The sequence below is a fragment of the Rhizobium sp. NZLR11 genome, from assembly GCF_019685115.1.
Classification (GTDB): Bacteria; Pseudomonadota; Alphaproteobacteria; order Rhizobiales; family Rhizobiaceae; genus Rhizobium.
Genome location: NZ_JABDWD010000047.1, coordinates 1 through 11,086, shown reverse-complemented (window position 1 = coordinate 11,086; position 11,086 = coordinate 1). Strand labels below are relative to the sequence as shown.

Here is an 11,086-nt window from a genome sequence, read left to right as displayed (position 1 = left end):
CCTGGTTCCTGATCGCGACGGCATGCTCGATGGAATCGAGGGCGCCAATCGTGCAGCCGCTATACCGGGCATCGCCGAGGTCAAGATGTATGTTCATCCCAACACACCAATTGTCAGAAAGGGCGATGACCGAGATTTGATCGGACATATCATCGCCGCTTCGCCCAGCCGTGATCAGACGACAGCCCTACTTCAGCAAGCCCTCGACTTGGTCAGTTGGACAATCACACCATTTTTGGACCTTTGAGGAATAGGAACACTCTGCAGCTCATATCTTCTCGCGCCAGCGCAGATTGCACCCGGGGACGAGGTGATCGCCGCGTACGCATCGGGTGAAGGCCGCAGGTTAGGCTGCTTGAGCGTTTAGTCCGTGCGGCTGCCAATTCCACGGAAGCAATTGCTCCAGCTTACTGATTGGCGTGTCGGCGATGCGGGCCAGGACGTCAGCAAGCCAGGCCTGCGGATCGATGTCGTTGAGCTTGACACTCATGATCAGCGCGGCCATGTCGTCACATCGAGTGCCGTCGTCGGTTCGTCCGCGATGAACAGTTCCGGCGAACAAGCTAGGGCCATGGCAATCATGACGCGTTGTCTCATCCCGCCTGACATTTCGTGAGGATAGTTGCCAATGCGGCGGTCGGGATCCGCGATATGAACAAAGCGGAGCAGTTCTTCGGCCTTGGCCGTCGCGGTCGAACGCGAGGACCTGGTGTGATCTGGACCGCTTCCGCAATTTGGCGACCAGCCGTGTAGACCGGGTTCAGGCTTGTCATGGGCTACTGGAAAATCATGGCAATCCGGTTCCACGGATTTTCCGCATCTCACGATCGGAAAGCGTAAGGAGGTCGCGGCCGTGAAAGTGGACCTCACCACCAACAGTCCTAGCGGTTGTCTTTGGCAAAAGGCGAAGTATCGAGAGAGCTGTGACGCTCTTGCCGCATCCTGATTCACCAACGATACCGAGGGTCTCGCCTTTCATCACCTGGAAGTTGACGCCGCCGAGCGCGCGGGTAACACTCTGTTCCCCATAAAAGTGCGTCTCAAGGTTCCGATCATCGAGAAGTATATCTTCCCCTTTTGTCTTCTGGATTTGCATGTCAGCGCCTCCGTTTCGCGCGAGGATCGAACATATTGCGTAGCCCGTCCCCGAGCAGGTTGACCGCAAGAACAGTAACTGCAAGGCATATCCCGGGAGCAAAGATTGTCATGGGGGAGATGGCGAGATACAGGCGAGAACTCGCTATCATATTGCCCCAGCTCGGAATTTCCGTCGGTACACCTACACCGAGAAAGCTTAACCCAGCTTCCGTCATGATCGCGCTTGCGCAAACGGTTGCGCTCTGCACCATCAGCGCCGGCAAGGTGCTAGGCAGGATATGACGCCATAACACCTTAGGAAGCCGCGCACCGCCGCAAATTGCCGCCTCAACATAGGGACGCTCCCGAACACTAAGGACAACTGAGCGGACCAATCGCGCGACTGCCGGCGTCTCAGGAATTGCAATTGCTACGATGAGAATGCTGATCCCTGGACCGGTTAAAGAGATGAGCGCAATGGCTAGCAAGATCGTAGGGATCGACATCAGCCCATCCATGACGCGCATAACGATGCTATCGAACATGCGGTTATAACCAGCGAGTATCCCGATCATGAGTCCGAGCAATGCAGCACAGGCCGCCGACAGCAAGCCAACCAAGAGCGAGACACGCGCGCCGAAGATCGTTCGAGCGAATACGTCGCGGCCCAGGTTGTCGCTACCGAGCCACATCTCGGCCGAGAGCGGTTGGAGACGTTTGAATGGATCCATATTTCCCGGATCGCCTGCGTAAATCGATGCGGTGAGCGAGAGAATGAGCAAAAGCGCCATGACACTGCCGCCTGTCAGCACCAGCGGATGCCGCCTTGCTAAACGGACGAATCCGGAACGCCTTACGTGACCCGGTGGCGCAGTTTCGAGAGTTGCAGAGGGGAGCGTCATATCAGTACCTGATGCGCGGGTCGATAAGCGTGTAAGCAAGATCGACTGCAAGATTGATGAGAACGTACAGACCTGAAGTTAGAATGAGTACGCTCTGGATAATGGGGTAGTCGCGGTTGTTAATCGCATCGACGATCAGACGACCGATACCGGGAATATTAAATACAGTTTCGGTGAGGACGACGCCGCCGATCAGGTAGGCGAAGCTAATGCCAATAACAGTCAATATCGGCACACCTGCATTCTTAAGCGCATGGTGGAAAAGTAGCGCGTAGGACGACGCGCCCTTCGCTGCGGCCGTTCGCATGTAATCTTCCGACAGGACCTCAAGCATACTCGCTCTAGTCACTCGCGCGATAAAAGCAATGTAGCCGAGGCTTAGGGCCACTGTGGGCAAGATTAGCCGAATGAACCAAGGACCAATCCCAGCGTCGAATTGAGCATATCCCTGAACCGGCAGCCAGTGAGTTTTTATTGCAAAGAAGTAGATGAGGAAGTATCCGGTCACAAAGACCGGAACCGAATAGCCAAGTGCTGCAAATATTGCGAGAAAGCGGTCAATTGAACCGCCAGTTCGCCAAGCCGCAAGGATACCGAACGAAACCCCCACCGTTACAGAAAGTAACATCGTCAGGATTGCCAAAGAGAGGGTTGGCTCAAGCCGCTGCGCCACAAGCTCAACGACGGGGCGTCCGGCAAAAATCGACGTGCCGAAGTCGCCGCCAAGCAGATCTCTCATCCAATGCATGAACTGGATCAGCATAGGATCGTTCAGGCCCAGCTTCTCGCGGATCGCGGCAATCGTTTCCGTGTTGGCCGACTTGCCGGCGATCATTGCAGCGGGATCGCCAGGTGCGATCCTAAGAAGCATGAATACAAATGTCCCGACCATTGCCATTACGGCAATGGTCGAAACAAACCTGCGAATAATGTACGCCACCATCAAGCCGGTGCTTTCTGCATGTTCCAATAAGGCAGAATAGCTGGCACTCCAATAAGCCCCGTCAGGGACGTACGGCGCGCAATTGGGCCAGTACTTTGGCCGAGGAGTACTTCAGGCACATAGTTCCACCATATCCGCTGTAACTTGCGGGCTACTGCTTTGCGCTCCGCCAGGGTTTCGAGATTCACGAATTCCGCCCGCAGCGCCTCATATTCCGCATTCTCGGGCCAGCCATACCAACCGCGCTCACCACTCATCGGAAGGGTGGTTGATGCGAGGAAATTGCCTCTCACCGCTTCGGCATCACTAGATATGAAGATACTCCAACCGCCGTTCTCAACAGGTTCTTTTTTCTCCCGACGAGCGACCAGACCGCCCCAATCGCTCGGCGCGAGTTCGGCATTTATCCCTATCTTCCGCAATGCCGCAGCAAGAAGTTGTGACATGTTACTGCCCTCGGCCCAATCAGTGGCTTGCAGAATCACAATCTTCTGGCCGGCATAACCTGCTTCCCTAAAGAGTTGCTTCGCCTTCTCCGAGTCGCCGCCCTTCCTGTACCATCCCGTATTTTCATCGTTGGATATCGACGTAGCGTTGCCGAAAATGGACGTCACGGGCTTAACATAAGTTGATTCACCGAAGGCGGCGTGAAGGAAGGCTTCCTGATCAATAAGGTGAAGCATCGCTTGGCGAGCTTTCACATTATTGAAGGGTTCCTGCAGGCAATTCATGCGCAGGAAATAGTCTTGCCCCGCCTGATCTAGCACCTCAAGTTCAAGACTGGGATCGCTTTCAAGGACCGGAAGTAGATCAGATGGCGGCGAGTACAACAGATCTACTTCGCCTGCCTGCAGTGCAGAGAACGCAGTTTGTTGATCTGAAGATAGACCGTTGTCCCAAATGACCCGATCCACCTTCACGATTTTCCCACCGGCCACGCCACTTGGTGCCTCTTCGCGCGGCACATATTTCTCATTGCGGTCGTAGGCGAAGCTTGCGCCGGGCCTTGCAAGAGCATGATTGAACTTGAATGGGCCTGAGCCAATGTTATCAATCGCCTGCTCAGTTGGAGGAAGATTGGCATCCTTCTCACGCATCATAAACGGGCCTTGAAAGCCAAGAATTGAAATAAGGGCTCCGAATGGTTCGCTTAGACTAATTGTGAAGGTTCTATCATCCTGTCTGGAGATATCCTTAATCCGCGATTTGAATAACGCCCCGCTTGGAGCGACCTCGGCCCAGCGGCGGATCGAGGCGACGCAATCCGCGGCGGTCACTGGTGTGCCGTCGTGCCAGCCAAGACCATCGCGGAGTTCAAAAGTGTACGTTTTCTTGTCGTCAGACATGCCCCATTTCCCCACCATCTGCGGCTGGGACTCGAGGTTTGCGTCTGCGCCGAACAATGTGTCGTATATCGCAAAGGCATGGTTCCAGGTAACATCCGCAGTCGTGACGACTGGGTCGAATACGGTGAGATTCCCTACAACGACGCGAACCGTCCTATCCAAGCGTGGTAGGGTCTGCGCCCGCAGAATCTCTGGAACCGTCAATGCCGTTCCCACAACTAAGCTTGCCTTCACAAGGTCGCGACGAGAAATTTTCATATGTAGTTCCCCTTTTCATTGTTAAGTCATGCAACTGTTTTGAAACAGTTGGTAGCACATCTTACGGCCCCCGTTACATAGGTCGGGCACCGCTCACAGATCATTCAACCTTAGAAGTTCGCCTGAAGTAGACGAGTCGCACTAAGTCTTAGTTGAGTACGTCTTCAATGTTTCCTTGCACTGTTTGACATTGCTTGCCACCCCAGCCTTTAATGCTGGTTATTGATGCAGAAGCTCCCAGCAATATTGTATTGCAAGCTCGGTGGTCGGAATGAGAATGTCGTCGGACGCTCCGAAGGTGGGCGTGTGTACCCCCGCTTCGTTTGATGACTCTCTGCTTCCAAACTGAAAGTAGATTGAGGGTACACAACCGGAGTAAAAACCGAAGTCATCGCTCCCGGAGCTCGGTTTTGCCTGCACATACTTGTCTTCGCCGGCGAACCGGACGACCATCTGACGAAAACGCTCGACCATCCCTGCATCATTGACGACGGCAGGTTCGCCCAATTGAGAGATGAATTCCACCCGCCCGCGATGCATAGCGGCCACACCCTCGGCCACTTCGCGAACTCGCTGGACCAATAGGCCGCGCCGCTCAGCAGTGCTGGTCCGGATCGTTCCTGTCATCACGACTGAGGGGCAGATGATATTTGTCGCCTCGCCCCCGTGGATGGTGCCGATGGTGATGATTGCACCGTCATCGGCGGGCATCTCGCGTGACACCACCTTTTGAACCTCATTGATAAAGGCCCCCGCTATTGTGACGGCGTCAACGCCCGCATGGGACTCCGCGCCATGCGCCATGGTGCCAATAATGTTCAGTTCGAACTGTTCGGAGGATTTTGTTACTGCGCCGGCACGGGCGCCAAAGGATCCTGCCGGAATATCGGTGTCGACATGGAAACCCACCGCAGCGTCGAACCCCACCAACAACCCCTCTTCTGCGACAGTGCGCCCCCCAAGGGGTTCTGCCTCTTCAGCAGGCTGAAAAATCACCCGCACTTTGCCGGAGAAATTATTTCTCATGCGGTGGAATGCCAAAGCGGTTCCGAGGGCGATCGAGGCATGCATGTCATGCCCGCATGCGTGCATCAGGCCCGGGACCTGCGAACGGTAAGGGAGATCGTCCCGGTCCTCTTGGATAGGAAGCGCGTCAATATCGCCGCGCAAGGCAATCGAACGTCTTGGACCGGGTGCCAGGCCTTCAATGTCAATATAGACACCGGTATTGTGGAACGTTCTCGCTCCACTCAATCCAAATCGCTTCAGCGTTTCGATGATCCGCTTCTGTGTTTTGGTCTCCTGATTGGATAACTCGGGTTCCCGATGCATAGCATGCCGCATTTCGATGACGGCTTCGCGCTCCTCGCGGGATAGCAGATCGTTCGTGAGCATCGTTGTCTTTCCGCTATGAGGTGCGATTACAAGATCAGGTCAGGGCCAAGTAGCCCATTCTGGACGCGGGTCGCATGTAGCGCTCGGCTTCGAACGTCGAGTGCGCTAGCCAGTTGATCGGCAGAGTCGAGCGCTTTGATAAGCTCCGTATTAGTGAAATAGGTAAGATATCGCTCGGCCAACGTGGGTTTTCCCGCATCGAGCAGAATACGAGCTGTCTTCGAGACATCCACGCAAACATTCAGCAGGATCTGCTCAGAAGCTTTGAAGAAAGCAGTGACCTCAGGCAAGAACACCTCCTTGTCTCTGAAAACAAGGTTCAATAGCCGCTTGAAAACGTAGGTCGCCGAACGCGTCGACTCGACCTGCTGTGTGACGTGAGATACCCTGCTGCCGAAGTATCGAGTATCGAGATAGGATTCAGCTTCGCCATCGGTAAGGTAACGATGCATTCTAAACTCTGGCACAACTTCGCGGATGCCCATGAATACTGGAACGAACGGTGCAGCTACCGCCCCGATGTGGGTGTGCCAAAGCACTCTCGATTCGGGATAAACTTCATCTGCGAGTGGGACGACCTGCCCGTACCCTGCCGTTTCTCCTGTCAGTCGCTCGGTTCTAATCGCCCAAAAAATGTCCTCAACGGTTATTTTCTGTGGCCGCTTAGACAAGGTCGCCAACTCACTTTCTATCCAGCATACCCCGTCCCACTTGCCCTTTCCGTCTCCGTATATTTTGTTGACGTTGAATTTGTCGCCAGAAGTGGGATCGTACCATCCCTGCGAGACCGCGAAGTCGACTAGGTTGGCTGAGTAAAGAAAGTCGCCTGACGTTTGGCTCCCAATTGGAATTTCTTCGATGTAGCCTGGTCGAGACGCTCGAATGGAGTTTTCGCCCAGCCGCTCCGCCGCCCATAGACCCTGCCCACCCGCGAATTGAATAATGACCCATGCCTCATTCGAGTCTGCGATGATGTGAGAATTGCCTCCATAGGTCGCGTGACCATACCGGGCTATGAGATCTCCCATAAGTTTCACGCCGTCGATAGCGCTTTTCGCCCGTTCAAGGACGATACGGGAAAGGTCACTGTAGTTTGGGCCCGTCTGGTCCGGGGGCGTCATGGAAATAAGCTCGGCCCGGGATTCGGACCAAATGTCTCGGACCGCGACGCCATACTCGTTTAGCCCCCCGTTCGTCAGTGGGGCCGGCGTGCCCTTAAAGTAGCTGTAGTTGACGCAAATGTGTCTTGCAGTCTCCCTCGCCTGCGGTATCTCACTCATTGCGCCAGGCAGATGTGCGTCGGCAGTGACGCCAACCTTGATCGTAGTTCCTTCTGCGTGTTGTTTCCGGCCGACAATATCCAGCCAGTGGCTTGAAGGCTCATCTCCATAACCGGCCAAGTAGGCAATGCCGTCGCCAGTGTGGTTCTTGCCAATATAAATGCCGTAGCTCATTAAAATCCCTTTTGACACGCTGGTCCCTTGACGAGGAACCGCACACAGCCCCGGTCGCTCGGCGACGGGGATCATCCAGATAGGTAGTGGGTAGGTTGTGTTCCCGTTGTTTTGACCAGAGGCTAGTAAGACGAGCCTCGGGCAACAATCGCGCATTTTTCATTGACTTTGCTCTGGATTGCGCGATTCTGCGCAAAGTAGCGCAAGGAATTCCCCGGTGAGTGATTTCTCAGAAAAACTTCGCAGTCTTTGTGCGCATTATCGCTCCGTCTCTGACGTGTGCCGCATGCTCGGTCTCAACAGGCAACAGTTTGACAGATACTTGACGGGACGTGTTCGCCCGTCACAACACAATCTGCAACGGATTGCCACTGGCCTCGGAGTTGGCATCAACGAACTCATTGACCCGAACAAAGAAGTGGGAATACCCGCACGGCTGAAGGAATTGTCAGGCCGCGACCGAATGACGTCATTGATCGACCGCGCCTTTCCCGGGGATTTGAAGAGGCTTCGGACCATGCTCGGCTACTATCACACGCATTTTCTTACTCCCTCCGAGCAAGACGTGGTCGTCCGTTCGGTAGTCCTTCTCTTCGAATGGGAAGGAAGGGTTTGCAGCAAAACAATCGAGCGAACGGGGCCGCACGAGGAAGTGCAGGAAATACTGAAATATGAAGGAATGGCCACATTTCTTGGGAACTGTTTATTTTTGCTCGAGTTTGAAACGTTGTCGGCCGACACCATAGTGGAGTCCGTTCTTTATCCCTCTTATCGCAAAAGTTTGGATATCCTCACCGGGCTGACGTTCGGCATGACCTCGCATGTTTACCGGCAACCGTTCGCATCGCCGATCGCGTGGAAATATCTAGGGAGGATGGTGGACGTGAAAGAACAATTGAGGGCTTGCGGATCATACAAGAAGAATGACGTTAGGATCGACCCACGTATCCGAAAATATATGCACGCGGCCGGCATTTCGGGCACTTTGAGCTTGGGGCCAATGTGACAACTCCTAAAGGAAGACACTCTATACAGTCTTCGGAGCTAAGGTGCTCTCCGGCTACGTCTTCAAAGCTGCTATGCTTTAGGGATTCGCGCGAACTTGTGCTTGTAGGCCTGCTCAAGACATCACCTGATCACTTTGGGTGTCGGCAAGACGATACTCGGACGAGCAGCCGCCACCCGGGCAGGCCGACATACAGCCGAGAAGATCTATCTCGGCGAAAGACTCCAGGTAGTCGCCGGGACGCACCGGACTCGCCTTCATGAATTACTGGCCAGTGTCTCGTGTAAATCCCGTACACATAAAGACATTCAGTACGTCATAAACTGGTCCGACGACAGCCACCTTGCCTTGGGAGGAGCTCAGCGCCGCCTGAACGCGACGAGAAAAAGCGGCGGCCGTTGGAAGAGGGTCAACGGCAGCCGAGTGGCCCTGCGCGGCATAGGGTGATGCCATTTTAGCTAAAGCAGGCGAAGTTCGACCGGCTCCGGTCGAGGTGATGTTCGCCAGACTTCGGGGCCGAAGTCCGCGGCAAGCCAAGCTGTTCGTTTGGTGATGGATTCATGTCGGCATCACCTCAGGGGCCGCGAAACGACTTCGATGGGCCGGGCGCGAGTTGCGTCCGTCGTACGTTCGATCGAAAGCACCGTCTGCGGCGGAAGCTCTCCATCATGCAGGGCATGGAGCTGCTCGACGAGGTACTTGTCCGCGGCCGTAAGCCGAAAGTTGAGGCGAAGAAAATCCAACCAGGTTGGCGTGCGGAATGTCTCGGTCCAAATTGAGGGCGTTTGCAGGTTGCGCTGCAGCGTCCAGTTATGGGCACCGGCACGGCTTTGGACGTGGCGCCTAGCGCGCATGCAACCCAGAAATGCCTCGATGTTCGCTTCGGATATTGAATACTCGATCTTTACGCCGATCGGACCACTCCTGGGCTTCAGATCGAGTGCCAGGTCCGGCGGATGGAAATCCGAACTTTCCTGGTCCGCTTCTTCCCACGGACGCACGGGGAAAAGTAATCCCGCCGCAGCGACCAGCAACAGAGCCCCTGCTGCTCCCTCCAGAGCCCAGGTCAGCGAATAGTTCTGAGCGACGGTTCCCCAGACCCAACTGCCGGCAGACATGCCGCCAGCGCTCAAGGCGTAGTAGATCGAAAGCGTGCGGCCGACAACCCATCTTGGACTGGCAAGCTGCACCGAGACGTCGATGCCCGTCCAGGTGATGAGCCATCCAGCACCCCCGAGTGCCAGCGCAAGAGCCGCCACCGCAACGGACGACGTCAGAGCAATGGAAAGACAGCATGCTGCACAGGCAATAGAAGCGACCGCCACCAGCTTGTTTTGAGACATGATCCGCCGGAGGAAGCTGTTGCACAAGCCGGCGACGAAAGCCCCGCCGCCGAAGCCGGCCAATAGAATGCCGTAGACGATGGGCCCGCTTTCCAACCGATCGCGGACGACGAGAGGAAGCAGCGCGAGGATAGAGATGCTGGCCAAGCCGAACAATGTCGCCCGGGCGACCGCTGACCTGATCTCGAAGGACATTGCCGTGAAGCGCAGCCCGTCGTGGATAGCCGTAGTCATTTTCTCACGCGGAAGGGGCGAAGCGCGGACGTGCCATTTGGTGCGCCAAATGGCACCAAGCGGCGCCAGATCGCACAGCGCTGAAAGGGCGAAAGCGGCTAGCGGTCCGAAGAAAGCCAGGATTACGCCGCCCAAAGCCGGACCAACGCTGCGGACGGTGTTGTATCCGACAGACGTCAGCGTCACCGCGGCCGGAATGTCGCGCTTGTGCAATATATCGCCAATGGAGGCGTGCCAGGCTGGATCATTCAAGGCGAAGCCGCAGCCGGCGAGGAACCCTAGTGCGAGGATGAGCCAGGGACTGATAAATCCCAGTCCTACAGAAACCACTAATGTCGTTGACGCCAGCGCCAACAGGCAGTGTCCTGCAAACATAACCCATCGGCGGCTGAAATTGTCGGCGATGGCGCCAGCAAGGATCGACAGGAAGAACACCGGCAACGTCGACGCGGCCTGCACCAAGGCGACCATCAGATCGGACGCTGAAATGGTCGCCATCATCCAACTGATGGCAACCGTTTGCACGAGCCATCCAAGACTGGAGATCTGCGTTACGGTCCAGATCGCGCGAAACGCGGGATTCCTGAGAGGCGCCGAGGTGGTCGTTAAACCGGATTGCGGATCGGCATGCTGCATTTCGTCGTGTCTCTTTCAAACTCCCAAGATGTCTCTGCGACGCCGCAGATTATGCGTCATCGCACGGCGGATTTCGCCGTTTTTCGGCCATTCGATGCAGGAGTTCCGCATCAAATGTGCCTAAACGGGCTTGTTATGTCATAGCATTGCACATTAGCCTTATGGAACGGTGGGAGTGAAGCCGATGCGCCAATACGCAGCTTAAAGGAAGGACAAGGACACTCAACTGGGCAGTTTAGGCTTGGTCCCTCGTGCTAGGCTTGAATGTTACAACGCCGACATCGTCCTCGATGCCAATTTTAGTTCCATATATTTCTGACAGCTCCTGGATCCGTTGCAGAATGGCCCGGCCTTGCTGCCCACGGGCAAGACGCGGAACACCGCGGTTGGCAAACCTTTTGGAGTGGCCAAGTTCGATGGGATACAACCGCGTTTCCGCGAGCTGATTATTTTCAAACCGGCTCACTGCAATGAAGCTTTCGTAGAATATCG

The 11,086-nt window shown here is 55.4% G+C and carries 7 protein-coding genes and 5 pseudogenes; 2 read left to right on the top strand and 10 right to left on the bottom strand.

From position 1 onward, the window contains the following. Nucleotides 1-247, top strand: a pseudogene (locus HJB83_RS33730) (hypothetical protein); the annotation flags it as partial. A gap of 99 nt (nt 248-346) precedes the next feature. Here HJB83_RS33730 and HJB83_RS33725 read toward each other — a convergent pair. The 7 genes and pseudogenes from HJB83_RS33725 to HJB83_RS33695 all read right to left on the bottom strand — a co-directional run. Continuing rightward, nucleotides 347-484: pseudogene (locus tag HJB83_RS33725) on the bottom strand (transposase domain-containing protein); the annotation flags it as partial. A 23-nt stretch (nt 485-507) separates the two neighbouring features. Next, nucleotides 508-1,096, bottom strand: a pseudogene (locus tag HJB83_RS33720) (ABC transporter ATP-binding protein); the annotation flags it as partial. Between the two features lies 1 nt (nt 1,097). Beyond that, nucleotides 1,098-1,979: an ABC transporter permease gene (locus tag HJB83_RS33715; RefSeq protein WP_221142367.1), complete on the bottom strand. Its 882-nt coding sequence runs from the start codon at nt 1,977-1,979 to the stop codon at nt 1,098-1,100. Nucleotide 1,980: 1 nt separating this feature from the next. After that, the gene (locus tag HJB83_RS33710) at nt 1,981-2,922 is read right to left on the bottom strand and encodes an ABC transporter permease (RefSeq protein ID WP_221142369.1); all 942 of its coding nucleotides are present in this window, start codon (nt 2,920-2,922) and stop codon (nt 1,981-1,983) included. Further along, nucleotides 2,922-4,526, bottom strand: coding sequence for an ABC transporter substrate-binding protein (locus tag HJB83_RS33705; protein WP_221142366.1), 1,605 nt, complete (start codon nt 4,524-4,526; stop codon nt 2,922-2,924). The genes HJB83_RS33710 and HJB83_RS33705 overlap by 1 nt, the downstream gene beginning before the upstream one ends. A gap of 219 nt (nt 4,527-4,745) precedes the next feature. Beyond that, complete coding sequence (locus HJB83_RS33700) at nt 4,746-5,921, bottom strand: M20 family metallopeptidase (protein ID WP_221142365.1); 1,176 nt, start codon at nt 5,919-5,921, stop codon at nt 4,746-4,748. A gap of 26 nt (nt 5,922-5,947) precedes the next feature. After that, on the bottom strand, nt 5,948-7,375 hold the full coding sequence (locus tag HJB83_RS33695) for a C69 family dipeptidase (protein WP_221142364.1): 1,428 nt from the start codon (nt 7,373-7,375) through the stop codon (nt 5,948-5,950). 217 nt (nt 7,376-7,592) lie between these two features. Between HJB83_RS33695 and HJB83_RS33690 the strand changes: the two genes are divergently transcribed. After that, nucleotides 7,593-8,381: a helix-turn-helix transcriptional regulator gene (locus tag HJB83_RS33690; RefSeq protein ID WP_311044419.1), complete on the top strand. Its 789-nt coding sequence runs from the start codon at nt 7,593-7,595 to the stop codon at nt 8,379-8,381. Between the two features lie 153 nt (nt 8,382-8,534). On the opposite strand, the pseudogene HJB83_RS34525 reads toward HJB83_RS33690, so the two are convergent. The 3 genes and pseudogenes from HJB83_RS34525 to HJB83_RS33680 all read right to left on the bottom strand — a co-directional run. Next, nucleotides 8,535-8,705 (bottom strand): annotated as a pseudogene (locus HJB83_RS34525) (DUF1989 domain-containing protein); the annotation flags it as partial. 245 nt (nt 8,706-8,950) lie between these two features. Next, nucleotides 8,951-10,594 carry an MFS transporter gene (locus tag HJB83_RS33685; RefSeq protein WP_221142363.1) on the bottom strand — a complete coding sequence of 548 codons (1,644 nt, stop codon included), beginning with the start codon at nt 10,592-10,594 and terminating at the stop codon, nt 8,951-8,953. Between the two features lie 235 nt (nt 10,595-10,829). Continuing rightward, nucleotides 10,830-11,086: pseudogene (locus HJB83_RS33680) on the bottom strand (CapA family protein); the annotation flags it as partial.